This is a genomic window from Vibrio cincinnatiensis DSM 19608, assembly GCF_900167345.1.
Classification (GTDB): Bacteria; Pseudomonadota; Gammaproteobacteria; order Enterobacterales; family Vibrionaceae; genus Vibrio; species Vibrio cincinnatiensis.
In genome coordinates, this window is record NZ_FUXB01000018.1 from 13,132 (window position 1) to 34,002 (window position 20,871).

Here is a 20,871-nt window from a genome sequence, read left to right on the forward strand (position 1 = left end):
GATTGCGGTGATAATGGCTCATGTTTAGTGTTTTTTATGTCATTATGAACGCACTTTTTTATTAATCCCCGTAGAGCTCATGGGAAGAGCTCTAACGTGCGGTGGATCTTGTTGAACTTTAGGTTTAATTCTCGTTCGTTATACTCAAAATTATCATAAAGGGAAAAAACCATAGCGACCTTCATTATTTTTTCTTGTGAACTTTATATATTTCATTTTGTTAATTAAGTCTGTGTCAGGTTCTCTGTTTTCAAAAACAATGATTTGCTTGTCTAGATAAGAATCACATAAATCCCTATAAAATGAGTATATTACATCTTCTGAGATTTCATCCTCTGGATCAGCAACCTCACCCGCATCTCTATCTGCATCTTTAAATGTTGTGATCGGGGAGTCTAATACTACAAACTTTGGATGTCGTTCCGCCATTGTCTCCATTAGCCCAATGATATAAGCAGAACAACTTACAGCTCGATAACCCTTACCAAAATCTACTCTTGGACTTCCTCCAATAATTAAATCTCGTGTTGACTTGTCGTATTCGGTAGGTTTATAGTCAGGAAATCCCCAGCGATTAAGAATTGCCTCAACATTTTTTGATAATTTAAATATTTCATCTGAATAATCTGACTGGAAATAATCAACATCCAATGTTGTGTTTTTTATAGATAATGAATTTATTTCATCAGTAATTCTAGATTTGTCTTTAACTTTATGTTCAATATTATATAGATCTCTTTTGTTTTTAATAATATCTGTGTGTATTTCATTAAAGTCTGAAATATCGAAAGTTAAATAATTTTTTTTACCATCAATATTTTCAAGTTCTGAATTTAACTCCTTTAAACTATCTTCGTTTAACTTTATGTTGTTTACAATATCCAAAGTTGCCAATTTTAGATCTTCAATTTTCAAATCAATTTTGTTTATTTCTGCAAGTGTGCCATTTAAGACGGAGGACATTTTTTCAGAGCCAAACCCGGTATTCTCAGGTATTTTTTGCTCACATGTAGGGCATGAAGCATAGCTGTAATTTTGAAATTGCCTCGTGGATTCATTGATGGCAATCAATCTATCTTTATCAGAGTTATACTTGGAAGTTAATAGTTCGAATCGAGATTTTAGTACTTTGTCTTCTCTAATTTTATTTGAAGTTATATCAATGTCTTTTAATATTTTTTCTTTTAATTTAATTTGTTCTTTGCTATTGGAAAAGTAATTTTCAAATTTATAGCTTAATAATGAATATTTTTCTTCTAAGTTTTCTATTTCTTTTTCTAATTCGTTTTTTTGTCCCATTAATTCATCAGTGTCATAAGGATAAATTGTGTCGATTATACCCTGTAATTCGTAAATCTTCGAGTTGTTCTTGTTGAACTCTTTAGCTTTTGGAATTAGGCTTTTTATTTCTTTGTCATCTAAGTTTGTTAGTAATGTCCTCAAAAAAGAGGTTTCAAGGGTTCTTTCACCTTTGTCACCAGTTCCAAGGGGAGAATGCTCTCCTACAATCCTTGCTTCATCCATAATCAGTACTTGTTCGAGGACACGTAGGCTCATTGATGAATTAGTCAGCTTTTCTTTACCTTTTAGTAATAACTTATCGTTAAGGCCAAACTTTCTCAATAAATAATTGGATAGATTACTAAATCCGTTTGCATGCTTTATCTTTAGTTCTTCAGTTGTAATATGACCATTTTGGTCAATTTCTTCAATAATAACAGTCTTCCCATCTATTAGACTGCGAGTTATAACTGTTAAATTTCCGTTATTCTCTAACGTTAACTTTAAATTTGTATATCCATTGGATTGTTTTATTTTTTTAGGAGGTTTGGTTGCACCAAAAGCATATTTAAAACATTGAATAACATATGACTTGCCGGTATTAGATGGACCAACGACTACGTTAAGACCTTTTTTAAATTCTAAGTATGCGGTTGGCTTGTTGTCACCCAAAACTTCAATTTTACTAATAATCATCGCTAAGCCTAACAAGGTTAATATTACTTCTATACTTAAATTTTAAATTATATAAATTATCTTCTATCCAAATTAAGTTTTTCCAAGCCAATTTGTAATAGTTTGATTTCAAACACGAAACAAACTCATGAGTTAAATCGTTAGCTTCATATACTATACCGTCACTATCATATAATTTATTAATTAGGCCACGACTAATAAATAAGTCCAAAGACTCGTGTAACGTCGACCGTTTATGGGGAAGTTCGGCTAAGTAATTTGGAACAACTGGGTGTAGATTTCTTGGTCCTTCAAACTCTTCCGAATATATAAGAACAAAGTCTAAAAAAGCTAACTCATCTAGGTCCAGTTTTTTACCTTCGAGACAATTCAAAATCATTGCTATCCTAGAACCAATCTCAATAGGATTATTATATATCATTGTCGAGTTTTTCATTTTTTTACCCATCGAATAATTTGATCATTGACTAAGTGATGACATAAGCCTTTCTTATCTTGAGTTTTTATATAATGAACTAGCGGATGAGATGTATAGTTTATATTAACGGCGGTTTCCGACGTCTTTAAATATTTTTCATAGCCATCACTATGTTTCTGCCTAAATGTTGGCGATATAGCTTCGTAACACTCATCTTTAAGATCCTCAAAGCCATTTGGTAACCAATCTCGAGAGAACTTTTCTAAAGCATCAGCCGAAAAATAGTTATTTCTAGCACTTCTAAACTCTGAATTATAGTCAAAGTCATCCGTTACATTTGATAGGTTAATTTGCTTACCAGATATCTCAGAAAATGCGTCAAGTAATTCGTCCAAGTATAATTTTTCATGGGCTTCAACAGTCGTCGGAGCTTTGGGCACCCTAGGTCTTACTCTAGTGGTGTGGCCAAACCTAAAGTCATAAAATCGAGTCTTCGAGTGCAGATCTAAAAGCATCATGGGAGGTATATCGTCAAAGATTTCAAAATCAGTGTTAAGAACATAGTCCTTAAATTCACTTTCTAGAGGTACCTCTTGAGTCTTTGTTATCTTTTTCTTACAGGTTGTATCCCATCTTTCCAGTAGCTCTTTCTTGATATTTTCTGGAGAGCGCAACATTTTCATTAAGTCATTGCTGTTACCCTCTGGAGAGACAAAGTAGAACTTTCTTGGCCACGAATAGTCTCCGCGGTAGCTGTAGAATAGAACTTTGCCTATTTCTAGTATTGCATCTGCAACACTCAATTTCTTTCCGTAATGTTTACATTGGAAGTTTTCCCACTCATCACCACTATAAGCTATTATGTCTCTACCTAAATCGCCTCCGCCGCCACAGCGGACAACCTTGTCATATTGTGTTTTCCAGTAACTCACTAACTCTAAAGTGAAATCTTCCCATGTTCCGTCATCCATAATTCTCATACGATCTAATGGTGAGACAGGAGTGCCTGTTTGAAAGTTTATTGCGGTCAACTGTAGAGCACTTAAATCAACATCCTCTATTTCTAGTTCGTGAACTTCCAAAACCTAACCTCTTGATAGAATTTTTGTAGTTTAATTAGTAAGCTATACCTAGTAGTATACACTGTTGCATATTCAAATATAGAGATCATGGCTTGATTAACTAAGTCTGATACATACCTTTCCTTATGATATAGAGGTGGTTATGTAAGGTGTTGATATAAGTCGGTTTTGGTGTAAATAGGCAGAATGCACCTTACAAAATTTATTCAATATTTGTTTATTTAGAAAAGTGACTGCACTTTCTGTCCGAGAGCTAGTTAGGTAATGCTTTTTTATTTGCTCTGCGCTTTCTCAATACCTCTCTGGCCCATTTGGACGACTCCTGCATATCTTTCCTCAAGTTTTCCTTTTCGGCCTCTGTAAGGGGGCGTGGTGGCTCTGTATTGGGTTCTTTTCTTTTCATGTTACCTCTATTGATCGAGCTACGTTGATCTCAGTGGTTTAATTCATTCCCTTCTTGGCGTTCAAACCATCATCTCACTATGTGCACTAATGCTCAATAAGTAACCTATACCGACAGCAGGTGACCAAGCTTCCAATGGGAGTCCAGAGGGGCTTGCCCCTTTGGGCATAGCGCAGCGTAAACTTTCAAATTCTATTCGAACTTAAGTTCGCGAAGACATTGATTCATGGGGAGGTACGAGGCATGAATCAATGCATGAAGTAGTAGTTTAGGAAGTTAGTACAGTTCTCACTTCTCGTGCTTTCCGTGGTCCCGTTTTAGAGTCCTACTTTAGTGACGATCTGGTTTGTACGAGTTAAATTGCTTCGTTTGAAGGGCAACCGAACAGTGATTGATGAGTAAATCAGTCGAAATTGGAGTTTGGGGTGGGGGCAGAATTGCTCATTAGTGGCGCAAAATTGAACATTTCTAGATTTCAGACGTGCGAACATGACCGGAGTAAACCGGCGTGTTGTATTGAAGTGTTGAGCTTGATTTAGGTACTGTCAGCTCTCGTGGCTAAAAGGCTCTGCTTCGCAATAACGATAGTCCTGCGTTGTTTGCAGCGATATCGCCATAGAATGAGCTATGCGAGCACTGTGGCCTTTAAATACTCGCCATTGATTACTTAGCCCTTTAGCTTTGAGAGATTTCAGCGCGTGCTCTTGTTGCTGACAAAGCCAATCTTTTTTGAACCCGAGTTCAGTCACGAATTTTTTCGTGAACCATTTATAAGCGGGCTTGTTGAAGACCTTTCCTTCACTCGTACTCATTCTTGCAGTGATACTATTTAAGTAGCCCGCATCGGTAATCTTTTTGATGTACCTGTACCAAGTGGAACGGGGAATCGTTTCGTTGTGCAGTCGTTCATGGCGTTTCATGAAGGCTTTATATGTAATCGGATCCAAGAACTCTTTTTTGGCTACGCCGATACGCAAAGTCGACCAATCTACCGCATCAATTAAGGTTTCGAGTATTCGATACATTCGGAGGCGAGCGTCTTTTCGGCATATATCCAGCGATTTGAGCATAAAGCTACGTACCGGGAATTTAGCAACTCTGTCTGAGACTATACGAGTGGTTTCTGGTACTGCTTTGAGCCTTTTTCCTCGATACTTGTTAAAACGGTGCTTATTTTGTCGGGGGCTTCTATTGGTTTTGTTGGTCATGGGATCACCCTTTGAAGATAGAACATGTAAGGGTGAAAAATGAGCACTTTATATCTTTAAAGCGTGCACTATAATGAGTAACTGTCATGTTAATTTCTCTGTGAAGTCTTAATGTGAAAATGCGGGCCGGTGTTGCGAGCACCGGCCTGTGTGTCTTTATGATTTGCGTTACTTGAACGGCCAACCTTTGGTTTTATTGGTTTGCTTATTCAACGACATCATTCCTCGATACGCCTTGTTTGCCACTTTGTTTTGAATCCCTTCCAGCACGTCAGCTAATCGATAAAGCTGCTTACTGTATTTGGTGGAGTGTGCCCACTGACCTGCAAAATAAAACGCCAGCATCACCAGGAACATGACCGCGAAAAATGCGCCAAAGTCGGTCCAGTTTTGAGGTGGAAAATGTAGTTCCATGCTTGTTCTCCTCTATGCCTAATGGTGAAATCCTGGAGACCTGTTCTCTCAGAACTTCGGTGTGTGATTCTTTCGCTAACCGTCTACCGGCCAGTGAAACTCAACTCGACTCACGCCCCATACCTGCGGCTCTGGCAAACGGTGTGTCACCTGTACCTGGTTCTTCGGACTTTGCAGAATCGCTGCCAATTGAGCCTGTCATCATGTCGGCCATGTCTGAGTTGGTAGCCGACTTAAACGCGGCTTGAAGGGCGGATGCGCCACCGGCAGTACTCATGACTGCACCAGCGGCCATTCCCCCGGTAGTCATTGCGGCCCCGGCCATTGCTCCAGCACTGATGTTGCCCGAACTGGCGGCGGCCCCTGCGCCAGGGATTAGACTGGCAACGATATTGGGAACGGAATGGATCAGTAGCACCAGGACCAGAGCAACAATGAAAATAACCAGCAGCTCTCGCATGGGTGCGTCATCAGAAAGGTTGACTAGGAATGAATCCATGATGGACATCGCAATGCCGATCATGAGTGTCATCGTCATGAGTTTTAACGCCAGGCCAAGGACGTTGCGGAAATAGTTAATCGCGATATCGGAAGTCCAGCGAGAGCCGCCAAATCCAAGGACAAAGATTCCTGCATAGCAAAGTACCCAGGCCGACACCAAGGCAACTAACACGTTGGCAGAAACAATCGTCATACAAACGACAATCAGCAGGGTTATGATAAAGATTGCCAGGCTGTCGAAGGGGCTGGAAAAACTGTAGGCATTGCCTGATTTAGCCACAATATCCAGGGCGATACTGATTGGCTCAGATGGCGTCAGCTCACGGGGTAACCCCGCAGCTTCTGCACCAATGATTCTCAGTGAATCGATGATGGATGTGGCAAATACAGGGCCATTACGTAGCAGCCACAGAAAGAAGCCGAAGGTCATTATGAAGCGGATAAACTCGGCAAAGAATTCCCTGATATCCGCTTGACGGAGGAGGAGGGTTCCTCCGGTCCAAACCAGAGAGATAGTACCAAGCAGCCAGAACAGCCAACTGGAATAGTTGGTTATCACGTCAGTCCAGGTGCTGGCGACCGTCATGAACTGTAATGCGACTTCATCCAGCACACCGTTGTTATCAATGGCAGCATGGGCGGTTGCTGAAGGGATAATCAAGCCCAAGGAAATTACCTGACGAACCTTCATGATCAGAACCCCTTATTTTGGCTACGATCGGTAGGGTCACCCATGTTCCAAAAGCAGTTGGCTTGTTGTTTTTCGGCTTTGGTCAGGTTCGGTGAGTCGCAATCGATATCTTTGATGTCTTGAGACTGGTCACAGCCAAGCAGAAGTAATGACGTGAACAGGCACAAAGTGATAGATGAAGTGATTTTCATGCTTAAAACCCTCTGTTTTGAGAACGATCGGTTGGCGAACCAAAATCAAAAAGTGCTTCGTGGGCCGCCTGTTGCAGTGCCTCTTTATCGGCGTCTGCCTGCATCCGAGCGCCCACAGCGTTTTGCTGAGCAATCAATAAACTGCGGATTTGCAGCAGTTGGTTAGCCTGGTTACTGGCGAGCTGATTGGCATAACCGATGGCGGCCATCTGACCATCGGCTCCCTGAGCGGCTGACTGCAATCGCTGAAGCTGGCGGGCATCGGTTTGTAAGTTGTCTTGTTGGAGTGCCAGGTTGTTGAATAACGCATCGTTGGCCTTTTTCTGAGACTCAGAGGCCAAGCGACGGTTTTGGATCATGGCAGTTCTTTCCGTTTCACTGCATCCTGACGAGGAAAAGCAAGGTGAACTGCGGTAGTAGGCCACATCCTGAAATTTGCCTAGATACTCGTCCAGACTGCCGAGCTGATTCTGATAGTAGGCGAGTGTATTGGTCGCCTGAGTCAGATCATGAATCGTGGATTGAGCCTGGTCCCAGATGTAGGAAGCCGGAGCCATAGTGTTTTGCAGCATGTTTTCATATTGCTGCAATTGGGACTGATACTGCTGGATTTGTTTGGCGGTCTGCGTCACGGCTTCCATTGCTGAAATGATGTTTTGTTGCAGGTTAACGCCATCGGCCACCGGTATACCGGACCAAACAGGGCTAGCGTGTGCCATGATCCCGCCGAGTGCTAAAAGACGAATTTTAGCCGCTAAAATTTTTGTGCTGATTTTCATCGTGTATTCCTTACTGACGTTTAAGTGGTTTATCGACTTCTGCTCTTCTTGGCTTGTTTCTGTTTTTTCTGAGCCATTTCAGCGCGCAGTTGCGTTTTGCGTTGTTCCAGCGCCGATGGCCTTTGCTCCTGAGGTTTATCAAAACGCATGACATCAAGCTGAGCAAGAGTGCTGAGCGTGTTGCGCCTGATGCCAGGCGGCGCTTTGCCAATCGGTGGAACACCACGGCGTAGAGCCTTAGCCGGTGTGGCCTGATGATTGGCAGACAGCAGTGCGAGTCGGCGTTGTTCCAGACCTGTATCGCTGAAAGTGAGGGGCAGGCCGGTGTCTGCCGCTGCGCGGATCACGCGAGCTTTAAATTCCGGAGAACCATTGACACTGATTTGATTGCCATAACGCTCCAGGGCTATTTTTAGCGCCTGAGTTATCGCTTCGGAGTCGGATTGAGTTGAAACCTGAAGGCGCTGACCATCGTCACGGACCGCGCCATTTTTGGAGCGAAACAGAACGGTGCCGGTTTTGGTGATTGAATCGATCACACTGCCGTGGTCTTTTCGTGTCTGTCCGTTTCCCTGGAGCGTGTTGCCATTCAGTGCCTGAGCTGCTTCTCGCGCTCGCAACGCGGCTAATGCTGTTTGGTCGCCGTGTTGCGCTTGGTGTTTCAGCCAATCGGCCCAGGTGCGCTTGCTGTGAGTTTGATAAACCTGTTGGCGTTCTTGTCGGTATTGTTTATGAATAGCGGCCAAGCGGCTTTGCAGTGCCTGACTCGCCTGGGAATACAGTACGCGTTTGGTAAATCGACCGCTGCCAGTCAGCTTGATAGCGGCGCGGCGAACCTTGTTGTTATTTTTGGCGTTGATGATTTGCTGGTTTTTCTTGTGGCGAAGCTGCTCTAAAGCGGTGGCCTTATGAGTTGCGAGAGCCTTTTGCTCACGCTGATAGCGTGAATACAGTTCGCTGGTATCGATGCGTGTTTTTAGCGGTTGCTTTTGGTAATTGCTCTGCGCGGCTTGGCCGGAGTGATTGCTATCGAACTGAGCCGATTGGAAAACGCCGAATCGAGCTTCTAACTTGGGTTTTGAAAGATCTCGGGCAACGGTACTGGCTTTGATCGTGATGCCATTATTAGCCGAGAAAACCAAGCCATTACCTTTGGCCGATAGCGTTAGGCCATGTGCGCGGCAGGTATCGTGCAGTTCAGCCCAGGTCTGGGCAGCTTTAATCTCGTCTATACACTCACGTTTAATCCAGCCAGCCAGACTTTCAATACCAGAGTGTCGCTCCATGTCAGCCGCGCGCGCAGCGTTGTGAGTTTGCTGCGGCGTGTGATTGTCCTGCTGGAGTCCAAACGCTTTTTCTAACTGTTCACATTGTTCGGCCAAGGTTCGATAGGCGGCATACGGTTCATGCATGGTGTGGCGCGTGGGATGAATCTTATTGATGGCAACATGGATATGCAGATTGTCCGTGTCGTTGTGCACGGCGCTGATACGTTGATGATCGTTAAATCCAAGGCTGTCACACACACGTTTTTCAATCTCTGAAAGTACGTCTTGCTCAAGCTGTTCACCGGCTCTGAAGCTGATGATCAGGTGATAGGTTTTATCGTTCTTTGCCCGGGTGTTCGACTGCTGAGTGGCAAGTACTTCGCTGATTGCGTCCCTGATGGAAACGGCGTGGCAGTTCGTCAGCTTTACGTGCCCCAAGCGGTGCTCTTTGCTTTGAGCATCGGTGAGGTAATTGATTAAGCCGGCAAAATCAGATTTGTGCGTGGAACGCATCGGAATGTGTTTAACAATCATGACTATCACCTTTGGCGCAGGACCGACTCCATGATGGTGCTCATCTGGTCTTTGGTGGTATCAATCCGGTTCAGCACGGCTTTGATAGTCGGCACACCGATTTGCGCTGCTTTAACATCATTGGTCAGCCAGAGTTTGAGTAAACCGCCAAGACGGCCAAGATCGCCGTTTACCTTAACCAGCTCTCGAACTTGCTCAGCATCGACGACGCTTTTCACTTGGCGTCCCTGACCAATTCTGCGCAGGTAAGTGGATACGCTCAGCCCGGCTTGTTTGGCGTTGGCTTCAATCCGTTCACGCTCTTCCGGCAGGCAATAGACTTTAATTGGCGTCGTATTCTTCCTGGTGACTTTCTGTGAATGATTCATGTGTTGTCTCCGCGAACCGTCTGTTACTGACTCGGCCCCGCAGGGCAGGATTACCGTTGAGCGCCCTGGCGCGAATAAGGGAAGTGAAGAGGTAACCGCCGACTTGTCGGGGGGACCACTTCACCTATCCTGCCCGTAATATCACCCGCAACTGTGTTTTGGATACCGCAAGTATGCTGCGCTGCTGTCGCGCAACTGCGCGTAAACCAGCCCAAAAGCAGGCAAAAACACGAACAAACCGCATCAATACCAGCGAAAAACACACAAAGTTGTGTCGGTGTTGCGCGTTGGTAGCGCAGCGACTGCGAGCTGACAGCGGGTAAGCTGAGTGCTTGCGTATTCATATCAAGTCCTGCTTACTTGGCTTGGCATCAAACGAAAATCCGCTGATTTTGCGAGAAACGTTTTGCTTCTCTTCCACTGGCTTATTGGTTGTGCAGGGCTTGGGGACTGTCGTGATGTACTGCTTTACGTAGCGTAGAAATGTTTCATAGCGGAACGAGATATATTTCTGCTCCGTCAGGTACTCCCAAATGGTTTTGAGGTTATATCCGGCCTCAATACTTTCCTCGACGAAGGATTGAACGCCAAGGAAGGTCGCCAGGACTTCCTGCTTGGTGGGTGGGCGAGTATTGGGCTGGCGCTTAATAATCCAGGCTTGTAGCTCTTTGACGTAATCCGACATATCAAGCCTCCATGTTTTCCGGTGTGGCTTGGTCAATTAAGTTGGCTATATCGGAGACTTTGAAATAGACGCGTCTGCCAATTTTGAGTCGATTAGGTTTCAGCTTATTGGCTAAATCGCAGTTAGTGCGAAGAGTAATTCTCAGTCCTTCAGGACTGCGATGCAGGATCTCCGCAACCTGGGTAAACGAAAGCAGCGGTGAATTTCCGTATTTGCTGTACAACCATTCTTCAGTAGTCATGTTGATCTCCTTCCTAACGTTCGTAACGGCTCACCAGGACACTATTTTATGACCGCGTCTAAGGTGATGGCGTGGGGGGAACTGTTTTGAGGTAATCACAAATGGTTGAAGTCGTCAAATCGTGCTTTTTTCTGCTTTTTCGGTGATTTTAGCCGAAGTTTAGCTATACTTTTGCTTGTTTGATCTTTTGTTTTCACCATTTTTTAATAGTTTTTTAGCCGCTAAAATTCGTCCGAGGGATATACTAATTTCGGTATATCGAAATTAAATGAGTTATTAGCAGTTTTGTTTATTTAATAAATTGTTTTTATTAGGCTATTTTATTTTCATGTTGGTTTTTAATAATTTAAAAGGGAAGGGAAGATAGAAGGTTTAGGGGCTAGACGGTGAATTGATAGGGATAGTGACTAGAATAAGAATAGTTGTAGTTAAATTACTGTAGGTTCTTAAATTAACCCTGTTTATTCCTAAATGTTCTAAATTTTTGTGAAATTAAGATCTGATATTTTTACTAAATAGGAGCTAAATCTTCAGTCCTAATGATCGTGCCCCTCAAATGTCAATAAGTATGTACTTCTGAAGGTATTGGTTCAGTAACGCTGGCGCACTGACTGTGTTGTTAACATATGAAAGGTTTTTTTGAACTGTCTTTCGACATAGATACGTTCGCAAACTGTAACTTTTAACTCGAAAACTCTCCAAAGTCATCTAACCTGAGACTTTTAACTGCATTCTAGAGTCAGTTCTTGACCTACTTTTTCTAATGGCAGATTATGAACCTGAATGTCTATTGGCGAGTAGTCATACATAATCTGTAAGTGTGGAAGTATTAAGTTGGTAAAGCAGTGTATTGCGGTTCTCATGTCTGTGTTTAACTAAGCTACAAATAGACATTGTCTGCTGACAAGACGCTTTTATATGCAAATATGGAGTATTTATGCACCCTAAAGTTTTTGTAAGTCATGCGAGTGAAGATAAAGAAAGATTCGTAACCAAGTTCGCAACAAAGTTGAGAGAAAATGGTGTAGATGCTTGGTTAGATAAGTGGGAGATGCTACCTGGTGATAGCTTAGTTGATAAGATCTTTGAAGAAGGTTTAAAAGAAGCTCAAGCAGTTATCATAGTGCTTTCAAGTTACAGTATAAAAAAACCTTGGGTTCGCGAGGAGCTAAACGCAAGCATTGTTGCTAAGTTGTCTAAAGGTACAAAGATAATTCCAATTGTATTAGATAATTGTGAAGTCCCTCAATCGCTTACATCAACTCTTTGGGAATCAATTCCTGACTTAAAAAATTACGAGCAAAATTTTAAGCGAGTCTTGTCTTCAATTTTTGGTGCCACCGATAAACCAGCTTTAGGTAAAGCTCCGGCGCATACGACAACTGTATATAATGAGATTGGAGGCTTAACCAAAGCAGATAACTTGGTTTTAAAAGAGTCTTGTGAATACGCTATTGAACATGAAGACACTATGATTGATCCAGAGTCATTGTTCGGAAGTGGAGAAAAGTTGGGATTTAGTCGAGCAGAAATCAAAGACTGCATTGAGGTACTCGAACAGAATGGATACCTTGATGTATCTCGATTTATTGGAGGTAGTGGAGACAATTATTCATGCCACTTCAGAGTAACGACATATGGTCTAGATAACTATGCTCGTTCATATATTGTAGATTACTCCGAAACGTTGGAGAAGGTCATTAGTCTTATTGTTAATGAAGGCATAAATTCAAATTCTAAAATCCAAGAAAAAATCGATAAATCGATTGTAATTATCAACCACATATTGAATGTATTAGAATCAAATAACCATGTGAAACTATCCAAAACCATTGATGATAGGGTTCAAATTTACGAAGTTTCAGCAAGTCTACGTCGAGCATTGGTTTAGCGTGTTTATAGCGATTGTATGTTGTCTTTCGGACTGCCCTCCAAGCCTGCCGAAAATGCAGGCGTTATCTACTACAGGATTGCCCATTGGCTAATAAAGCGCACAAGTTTTGGTTCAAAATAAGAAGAAAGTTTTATAGAAAACCTGTACCGGAAAGATTGTATTACTTTGGTTTTTTCCTTTTATTGTTCACATTGGTTGCTATGAAAGTAGCTCAAGAAATGGGCCATGACCCAGGAATTATAAAGTCCTCTTTGTGGATCAGTGTGATTTGCATTATTTTAGGTTTTCTCACTGATTTGTATGTGTTAGGTAAAGTTCTCTATAAGTTTCTTGTTTTCAAGTGGTTGTTTGCTTTAGTTTTTTCTGCTCTAGTTGTTACTTCAAATGTATTAGCTAAAAAAGACATATATGCTATTACAGGATTTAGCTTAAATGAGCTTACTGAGGCTCAATTGCTAATTGCAATAGTAAATGTACCTTTATTAACAGTTACCATTTTAACTTTCATTGCTATGACAATGTCATTGATTTTTATGGTGGGACAGTTAATTGTGGGGGGGCTTATTCGCCTTAATCGCTATCCATTAAGCAGAATCTTACTAGGGACTCCCCAGATAGGATTTCTTTTGAAACTGACTCGAAACCTAGGATTTGATTCTGATACACGTCCTATGGCAGCAATCATTTCGATGGTAGTATTCGTGGCGTTTCTTACGTTTCCTCCTAGTTACAAACATATTACTCTTCAGTCAGTTAAGTCGGAAATAATTGTTTGGTCATCTTTTTACAATGGGGAAGATTGTGTGAACCTAGAGGCGGATCAAAGATATCTGGTGCATAAAGATAAAACGATAATACTTACCTACACCGATGAAGGCCCATCGTTTGATTTAGGTAGTTGCGAGAAAAGCTAAAAATGTTCAAGTATCAAAAAGCCCTAGAAAGCTAGGGCTTCTATATGCTAAATGGTCACATGCTCTAATTGACTCAGATAGTTAATTCGACTCAATATCCATTCAGCTACTTTCTCTACGTGTTCTTGCGGCATAAAACTATTACGGTAGATATCAATAATAGCCTCTTGCTTAGCGCACAAATCATTGATCATTTTGGTAGCTAATTTAGGCTTGAGGCCAATATTTTGTGCGAAGGTTAGGAAGTCATAGCCGGTGTAGGTACAATGTGACTGATAGCCACTTGTATTGCCATTGTCGCCTTCTTCACTAGCGAGTAAGGGTAATGCTAATGGGTTCTCGTTTGCGATGTAGTCTGGATAAGGTGCTATAGATACGTAATCATAGATTGGCGCTAGCCGAGTGGCCTCTTGCTCCGGTAGCAGCAAACCAATATTTCTAAGGTGTAGGTCATTATTACCGAGAAAGTAGGCTACTAGTATTCGGTTAAATAACTCTTTCTTAAAGTTTAAGCTGCCGTCTACTTTATCAATTAAGAACTTACAGGCTTGCTCGTAACTAACGTATCCCTCAGTATCGCCTTTTGTCTTCCCGTACTTTTCACGCACGTCCATTGCGGCATCCAATTGCTCTTGATGAATAGCTTCTTCGCCTGCGTTTAAGCGGTCATAGCGCCTAATAATAAATGCGAGTTCACCTTCTCCGTTCTTATCATTAAATCGAACTAATCCAAATGGAGGCGTATCGAAACCGAGGGATTTCATTACTAACATTGTCGCGTGCTCGTTTTCAGCAAGATTAGGAAATTCTTCGGGTGAAGGCTTGAGAATAAATAGAGCCTTGTCCTCCACTACCCCTAGCTGATTCTCTTCATTAATCGCAAGAGAAAGCTTTGGTTGATAACCGGAAATACTCATGCCTTTTTGTTTCTTTGGCAACTCAGTAACAAATTCAGCTCGCGAAAAAGGTAATTGGATCTGAAATCTATTTGAACCTAGTAGGGTTTTGATTTCACCTTTTTTATACTCGACTTGTTCTCTATTTTGTTCATTGAGCTCATCGAGGCTAATAAGACTTCTATTGCTCGGATACATGGTCTTCTAATCTCAACAGTTGGACTGCACCAAGTAAATTTTTGCCGTTGGACAAAAGCATACCTAGCGGATCGTTTTCATCAATTTTTTGTAGTTCTGAGTAGCGCTTCTTCAGCCATCCTTCGGGTGCAAGACTTAGGAAGAAAGGATGTAGCTCTGTACTCTCAAATGGTCCATCTTCGACAGGCATACTCAGCGATAAGCTACGGCCTTTGTAGCTAGGCTCATATTCGAATGTAAAACCTTGTTCATTTTGAGACAAAACACCGCAAAACTTTCCGTACAAAAGAACTTTTACTTTTCGATCCATATTTTCATTCCTAGTTCGTTAGCAACGGCTAAAAAGTTTTCTAGCGAAGTCTTACTTGGGTCTTTAAGCATTCGTTTTATCGTTGATCTAGAAATATCCGTCTGCAATTCAAGGTCTTCTAATGAGATACTTTTCTTTCGTGATTGCATATCATCAATCAGAGTGTTCGTTTCGTAAATAGAGTAACTTGAAATAGGGCGGTTGCTTGAGGTTTCAACGTTGTTAAGCATCTCTTCGAAAACTTCGTGAATTTCGGACTCAAGCTTACTTGTGAGATTTCGAAGTTGTAGCACTTTAGGATTCATAGTGTTGCCTTAAATGTGTCAAATATGAGCCGTATGTCAACTTTATATAAATATAAGCTCAAAAGTAGACTATGTAAATCACTTTTGTGCCATTAATGACCTAAAGGTTGTTTTTGATTGTTTAATGGCTTGTTTGTGACCCTTTGGTGCTGTTCAGTTTGATAAATTGGGGATTTAATCATCTAAGGCATATGCGTTAGGCTAGTCTACTTAATTAAAAGATAAACTGTGCTGTATAAGATAAAGATACTATATCGGTGACCCAACTCCCCAGCACTTCTGAGGTTGTATCGATATTGATGCCCCCCAAGTGTCAATAAATCAGCCCTGTCCACTGCTCATAGCCAGGTTACACAGCACTAATCCTCATTTCATTGACACTTGAGGGGCGGTTTAGCTAAGCCTTTTTCCCTTTCGCAATTGCGTCCAGCTCTTCAACCAGGTCTTCTGCTCTGAGGTGAGTGTAGCGGCGTAGCATCTGCATGGATTTGTGACCGCTGATGGCGGCGACTTGCTGATCACTTAGCCCGCCTTCAACCAAGCGGCTGACGCTCTCGTGGCGCAGGTCGTGGAATTTAAAATCCTTCAGGCCAATCTTAGCCTTAATCTTCATCCACACCTTGTTGAAGTTATACGGGCGTCGCTTGCCGTCTTTGCCTGGTTCGCCAAAGAAAATCAGGTCGGTATCAATGGGCCGTACCGGATTATTAATTGCCTGCTTAAAGGATTCTAACGCCAGGAGAGAAAGCGGAACGGTTCTCGGCATGGTGTTTTTGGTTTCGACCAGGAAAACCACACGCTTTTTTAAATCGACCTGAGAGCGGCGCAGAGAAGTGATTTCAGATGAACGCATACCAGTTTCCAGCGCGATACGAACAATCCAGGCCAGCATCGGATTGGTGTGTGCCTCAACGGCTTCTAGGAGCTGTAGCTCTTCTTCCTCGGTCAAGCGTCGTTCCCGGCCAGAAGGCGGTGAGGGCTTACGAATATTCTGAACCGGGTTAATTGCCAGGCCGATACCCCATTCTTTAATCGCAATGTTGTACAGGTGACTGAGCAGGGCAAGGTCAATGCGAACGGTATTAGGTGAGCGTGGCTTGGGTGCTGGGTTACCTCTGGCGTCGCAACGGTCTAGGCCAGCTAACCGGTCGTCTCGATACTTGGCAATGATTTCTGGAGTCAGGGCGGCCAGGGAGTATTTCCCCAGTGCTTTGATAATCGGTTTGGAATGTCTTGCATCACAGGCAGCGGTCGCTGGTCGTTTGGTCGGTGAGATTTCTGCCAGGTAGCGTTTCAATGCTTCTTCAATGGTGAGTCGTTCAGACGAGGAACGTTTGATGTAGACGCCACGCACAATTTCATCTTCAGTGCGTCTTGCCCAATCCTCGGCATCGCGTTTAAGACGAAAAGTTTTGGACGTCGTCGGCCAGCCTGTTTTTCGAATAACTGCTTTCCAGGTGCCTGAAGTAGTTTTAACTAAAGTTGCCATGTGAGTACTCCCGAATGCGTACTGTACTGATTTTGTACCTCGGGACGGAATAAAAGGCAACATTCAAAGGAGAGTAAGCGATAAGTGCTTGATTTGAATGGTGGCCCCTCGCAGACTTGAACTGCGGACCAATCGATTATGAGTCGACTGCTCTAACCACTGAGCTAAGGGGCCGATAGGTGTGTGATTATAGGGGAAGGCTGAGTGTCTGTCTAGCCGCAAAATAGGGTAATAGCGCTTAGTTTTTATTCACTTAGCCACTTGTGCGATAAAAAAAGGTGAGCTTTTGCTCACCTTTTTAGTTCATACTTAATACTTATTCATCAAGGAAGCTGCGCAGGGTTTCTGAGCGGCTTGGGTGACGAAGTTTACGCAGTGCTTTGGCTTCAATTTGACGGATACGTTCACGTGTGACATCAAATTGTTTTCCGACTTCTTCCAGAGTGTGGTCTGTATTCATGTCGATACCAAAGCGCATACGGAGTACTTTTGCTTCACGAGGGGTAAGGCCTGCAAGTACATCACGAGTGGCTGCTCTTAGACTGGTTGCTGTTGCTGAGTCTAGCGGTAGCTCAAGTGTTGTATCTTCAATAAAATCACCGAGATGTGAATCTTCATCGTCACCGATGGGGGTTTCCATGGAGATGGGTTCTTTGGCAATTTTTAATACTTTACGGATTTTGTCTTCTGGCATTTGCATGCGTTCTGCCAATTCTTCTGGCAGAGGCTCTCGGCCCATTTCCTGCAGCATTTGTCGTGAGATTCGATTCAGTTTATTGATCGTTTCGATCATATGAACCGGAATTCGAATGGTACGAGCTTGGTCTGCAATGGAACGTGTGATTGCCTGACGAATCCACCATGTTGCATAGGTTGAAAATTTATAACCGCGACGATATTCAAATTTATCAACGGCTTTCATTAGGCCAATGTTACCTTCTTGAATTAAATCCAAGAATTGTAGACCGCGGTTGGTGTATTTTTTAGCAATAGAAATAACCAAACGTAAGTTTGCTTCGACCATTTCTTTCTTCGCACGGCGAGCTTTAGCTTCACCGATAGACATGCGGCGGCTGATATCTTTGATGCGGCTCACATCGAGTGAGGTTTCTTGCTCAATGATTTGTAGCTTTTGGATTGAGCGACGAATCGCCTCTTCATTGGCGCGAATTTTTTCAACATAAGGCTTATCTGAAGCGAGTACTTGATCAAGCCATGCTTCGCTTGATTCATTACCGGTAAAGAGTGCGATAAATGATTTTTTAGGCATCTTCGCTACTTCAACAACCGATTTCATGATCAAACGTTCTTGAGTGCGCACGCGATCCATTGAGGTACGAAGTGTATCAACGAGATGATCAAACTGTTTCGGTGTTAAGCGGAACTCACGGAAAATATCGAGCATTAACTCAGATGCTTGCTGAGTTTTATTGCTATCGTTACCGTGTTCATTGATCGCTAGCTGTAAGTCTTGGTACTTATTGCGTAATTCGGTAAATTTTTCTAGAGCAAGTTCAGGATCGATGCCGGTTTCTTCTTCAGCATCATCATCGCTGCTATCACCGTCTTCGTCCTCATCTTCGTCTTCATCATCAAGATCTTTGTCATCATCGAGATCAGCGCCGGTAAGCTCTGAGCCGATGTGAGTTGCAGTTGGAGCCGTTGCTCCATCTTCATTAGGATCGATGAAACCGGAAATTAGGTCGGTTAGGCGTAGCTCTTCTGCTTGAACTTTATCGAATTGTTCAAGGATATAAGGAATTGTGCCTGGATATTCAGCAACAGCGCTTTGAACTTGGTTGATACCATCTTCAATGCGCTTAGCAATATCAATCTCACCTTCACGAGTCAGTAGTTCGACCGTTCCCATTTCACGCATATACATGCGTACAGGATCGGTAGTTCGACCAATCTCGCTTTCTACGCTTGAAAGCGCTGCGGCAGCGGCTTCAGCCGCATCTTCATCAGTGATCGTATTGTCATCGCTTAAGGCGAGATCATCAGCATCAGGGGCCGTTTCCACGACTTTGATGCCCATGTCGTTGATCATCTGAATAATATCTTCTACTTGCTCGGAATCGACGATTTCAGCAGGTAGGTGGTCATTTACTTCGGCGTAGGTCAGATAGCCTTGTTCCTTGCCTTTAATGACAAGTAATTTTAGCTGTGACTGCGGATTTTGATCCATAGACGGTATCCAACTTCGTATCTGGTGAAGGAATAGTATGCGAAATGCAAACCATGTATATTAACAAATTTATTCGTTGCTGACTATTTAAACTGGGTTACGCTTTTAATTCTAGCATTAATGCTACTAGCTCCCTTCTTTCATCGGCTGATAAGCCGACGCTTCTTTCTTTCGCCTGCAAGTTTTCAATTTGTTTTTCTACGCACTGGGCAAGAATTTTGTCCAATGAGTCTAAAAATAGTTCTTCTTGGTTGTCTTCGACAAGAGGGATTTCCCAACTTGCCAGACGAGACAGCAGTGCCTCATTTTTACTATTACGCCAATGTTCAAGTAATTGGCCCGTAGTGATATGGGGGTATTGTTGGCAATTTTCAAGCACCTCAACCAATAAACTCAGTCCCGGTAGGGCTAATTCTTTCACGCTAGAAAGATCGGGAACCATTTCAGCATAGCTCGGATTTTGCACAAGCAAAGCGATAACTGCACGCATGGGGGTGAGTGTTATCTTCTTGTGTGGCTGAGGGCGAGTGTTTTGTGACGAGCTGCGTTGCCGTTTATGGCCCATAAACCCCGTTAATTTGTCTAGTTTTTCATCCAGTTCTTGCTGAAAACCGGGATCGGGAATTTTCTCGATTAACTCACCTGATAAAGTGCGTAAGGTCGATTTCCCTTCAACCGTACCTAAATTAATGGCGTGGGTCTCAATTAAGTTATCAAAGAGGTAACTTGAAAGCGGCTTGGCTTCTTTTACTGCTTGTTCAAAACGTGCTCTACCTTGGGTTCGGATATAGCTGTCTGGGTCTTCACCATCCGGTAGAAAGAGAAATTTAAGAATGTTGCCCGTTTTTAAATAACTGAGCGCATTTTCTAAAGCTCGCCAAGCGGCTTCTCTTCCTGCTCGGTCACCATCGTAGCAGCAAACAACGGTATTGGTTTGTCTAAATAACAGTTGGAGATGATCGCCCGTTGTTGAAGTGCCCAATGAGGCTACAGAGTAATCAACCCCATATTGCGCGAGCGCAACCACATCCATATAGCCTTCTACCACTAAAATCTGTTCTGGCTCTCTGTAGGCTTCTAAGACTTCGTAGAGCCCATAAAGTTCTTTCCCTTTATGAAAAATGGGTGTTTCTGGTGAGTTCAGGTATTTAGGCGTTCCATCTCCAATAACTCGGCCACCAAAGCCGATCACGCGTCCACGGCGATCTCGTATGGGGAACATGATTCGACCACGAAAGCGATCATAGCGGTTGCCTTTGTCGTTTTCGATCAGCATACCGCCAGTGACGAGCATATCTTGATTTTGTTGACTTTGGCCAAAGTTTTTACGAACGAGATCCCATTCATCGGCGACATAACCGATGCCAAATTTTTGGACTATCTCGCCGGATAAGCCTCGATTTTTTAAATATTCAATGGCTTGGCGGCTAGTCGGTGCTTTTAATTGTTGGCGATAGAACTGCGCAATGCTGCCCATGAGATCATAGAGAGTCCGTTTTTCTTCACTATTCGTGCGAGGGGCTTGTTTATTAAAAGGGCCACCGGAGCGTTCTTCTCGGGGAACTTCTAGCCCAAGTGATGAAGCGAGTTCTTCAATCGCTTCTGGAAACTCAAGCCGTTCATATTCCATGAGAAAGTCGATCGCATTGCCGTGTACGCCACAGCCAAAGCAGTGGTAGAACTGTTTTTCTTGGCTAACGCTAAAAGAAGGGGTTTTCTCATTATGAAAAGGGCAACAAGCGCTGTAGTTTTTTCCCTTTTTTTTAAGTTTTACGCGTGCGTCAATGATGTCGACAATATCGAGTCGAGCAAGCAGATCATCAATGAAACTACGGGGAATTTGTCCTGCCATACAACCTAAAAAAGAGATAAAAAAACAAAAAGTGTAGATACGAACAAGCCGTGCTTACCAAAAGA

Annotated in this window: 19 protein-coding genes and 1 tRNA gene; 2 read left to right on the forward strand and 18 right to left on the reverse strand. The window is 42.9% G+C overall.

What is annotated here, in order from left to right:
• Window positions 1–153 precede the first annotated feature (153 nt).
• The 11 genes from B5D54_RS14715 to B5D54_RS14770 form a co-directional block, all read right to left on the reverse strand.
• On the reverse strand, window positions 154–1,977 hold the full coding sequence (locus B5D54_RS14715; RefSeq protein ID WP_078927321.1) for an AAA family ATPase: 1,824 nt from the start codon (window positions 1,975–1,977) through the stop codon (window positions 154–156).
• Window positions 1,967–2,413: an ABC-three component system middle component 2 gene (locus B5D54_RS14720; RefSeq protein WP_139364791.1), complete on the reverse strand. Its 447-nt coding sequence runs from the start codon at window positions 2,411–2,413 to the stop codon at window positions 1,967–1,969. Before B5D54_RS14720 ends, B5D54_RS14715 begins: the two co-directional genes overlap by 11 nt.
• The gene (locus B5D54_RS14725; protein ID WP_078927323.1) at window positions 2,410–3,477 is read right to left on the reverse strand and encodes an ABC-three component system protein; all 1,068 of its coding nucleotides are present in this window, start codon (window positions 3,475–3,477) and stop codon (window positions 2,410–2,412) included. The genes B5D54_RS14720 and B5D54_RS14725 overlap by 4 nt, the downstream gene beginning before the upstream one ends.
• A gap of 948 nt (window positions 3,478–4,425) precedes the next feature.
• Window positions 4,426–5,088, reverse strand: a complete 663-nt coding sequence (locus B5D54_RS14730) for a hypothetical protein (RefSeq protein WP_078927324.1) — start codon at window positions 5,086–5,088, stop codon at window positions 4,426–4,428.
• A gap of 168 nt (window positions 5,089–5,256) precedes the next feature.
• Window positions 5,257–5,502: a hypothetical protein gene (locus B5D54_RS14735; protein WP_060658345.1), complete on the reverse strand. Its 246-nt coding sequence runs from the start codon at window positions 5,500–5,502 to the stop codon at window positions 5,257–5,259.
• Between the two features lie 100 nt (window positions 5,503–5,602).
• On the reverse strand, window positions 5,603–6,694 hold the full coding sequence (gene trbL / locus B5D54_RS14740; RefSeq protein ID WP_078927325.1) for a P-type conjugative transfer protein TrbL: 1,092 nt from the start codon (window positions 6,692–6,694) through the stop codon (window positions 5,603–5,605).
• Between the two features lie 193 nt (window positions 6,695–6,887).
• A complete protein-coding gene (trbJ, locus tag B5D54_RS14750) occupies window positions 6,888–7,664 on the reverse strand; it encodes a P-type conjugative transfer protein TrbJ (protein ID WP_078927327.1) in 777 nt (258 codons plus the stop codon).
• Between the two features lie 29 nt (window positions 7,665–7,693).
• Window positions 7,694–9,466 (reverse strand): TraI/MobA(P) family conjugative relaxase, encoded by a 1,773-nt coding sequence (gene traI / locus B5D54_RS14755; RefSeq protein ID WP_078927328.1) that lies wholly within the window; start codon window positions 9,464–9,466, stop codon window positions 7,694–7,696.
• Window positions 9,467–9,471: 5 nt separating this feature from the next.
• On the reverse strand, window positions 9,472–9,834 hold the full coding sequence (gene traJ, locus B5D54_RS14760) for a conjugal transfer transcriptional regulator TraJ (protein ID WP_078927329.1): 363 nt from the start codon (window positions 9,832–9,834) through the stop codon (window positions 9,472–9,474).
• Between the two features lie 340 nt (window positions 9,835–10,174).
• The gene (locus B5D54_RS14765) at window positions 10,175–10,519 is read right to left on the reverse strand and encodes a TraK family protein (protein WP_078927330.1); all 345 of its coding nucleotides are present in this window, start codon (window positions 10,517–10,519) and stop codon (window positions 10,175–10,177) included.
• 1 nt (window position 10,520) lies between these two features.
• Window positions 10,521–10,760, reverse strand: a complete 240-nt coding sequence (locus tag B5D54_RS14770) for a plasmid-related protein (protein ID WP_078927331.1) — start codon at window positions 10,758–10,760, stop codon at window positions 10,521–10,523.
• 937 nt (window positions 10,761–11,697) lie between these two features.
• Between B5D54_RS14770 and B5D54_RS14775 the strand changes: the two genes are divergently transcribed.
• Together B5D54_RS14775 and B5D54_RS14780 are read left to right on the forward strand one after the other, a co-directional pair.
• The gene (locus B5D54_RS14775; RefSeq protein WP_078927332.1) at window positions 11,698–12,651 is read left to right on the forward strand and encodes a toll/interleukin-1 receptor domain-containing protein; all 954 of its coding nucleotides are present in this window, start codon (window positions 11,698–11,700) and stop codon (window positions 12,649–12,651) included.
• 86 nt (window positions 12,652–12,737) lie between these two features.
• Window positions 12,738–13,568, forward strand: coding sequence for a hypothetical protein (locus B5D54_RS14780; RefSeq protein ID WP_078927333.1), 831 nt, complete (start codon window positions 12,738–12,740; stop codon window positions 13,566–13,568).
• A gap of 47 nt (window positions 13,569–13,615) precedes the next feature.
• On the opposite strand, the gene B5D54_RS14785 is transcribed toward B5D54_RS14780, so the two are convergent.
• The 7 genes from B5D54_RS14785 to dnaG all read right to left on the reverse strand — a co-directional run bounded on the left by B5D54_RS14785 (window position 13,616) and on the right by dnaG (window position 20,806).
• The gene (locus tag B5D54_RS14785; RefSeq protein ID WP_078927334.1) at window positions 13,616–14,662 is read right to left on the reverse strand and encodes a type II toxin-antitoxin system HipA family toxin; all 1,047 of its coding nucleotides are present in this window, start codon (window positions 14,660–14,662) and stop codon (window positions 13,616–13,618) included.
• Complete coding sequence (locus B5D54_RS14790) at window positions 14,646–14,972, reverse strand: HipA N-terminal domain-containing protein (RefSeq protein ID WP_078927335.1); 327 nt, start codon at window positions 14,970–14,972, stop codon at window positions 14,646–14,648. The genes B5D54_RS14785 and B5D54_RS14790 overlap by 17 nt, the downstream gene beginning before the upstream one ends.
• Entirely contained in the window at window positions 14,957–15,277 is a 321-nt protein-coding gene (locus B5D54_RS14795) for a helix-turn-helix domain-containing protein (RefSeq protein ID WP_078927336.1), read from the reverse strand. Before B5D54_RS14795 ends, B5D54_RS14790 begins: the two co-directional genes overlap by 16 nt.
• A gap of 397 nt (window positions 15,278–15,674) precedes the next feature.
• Window positions 15,675–16,766: a site-specific integrase gene (locus B5D54_RS14800; protein ID WP_078927337.1), complete on the reverse strand. Its 1,092-nt coding sequence runs from the start codon at window positions 16,764–16,766 to the stop codon at window positions 15,675–15,677.
• Between the two features lie 98 nt (window positions 16,767–16,864).
• Window positions 16,865–16,940, reverse strand: a tRNA-Ile gene (locus B5D54_RS14805).
• Window positions 16,941–17,082: 142 nt separating this feature from the next.
• Window positions 17,083–18,954, reverse strand: coding sequence for an RNA polymerase sigma factor RpoD (gene rpoD, locus B5D54_RS14810; protein WP_078927338.1), 1,872 nt, complete (start codon window positions 18,952–18,954; stop codon window positions 17,083–17,085).
• A gap of 97 nt (window positions 18,955–19,051) precedes the next feature.
• Window positions 19,052–20,806 (reverse strand): DNA primase, encoded by a 1,755-nt coding sequence (dnaG, locus tag B5D54_RS14815; RefSeq protein WP_078927339.1) that lies wholly within the window; start codon window positions 20,804–20,806, stop codon window positions 19,052–19,054.
• Between the last annotated feature and the right edge of the window lie 65 nt (window positions 20,807–20,871).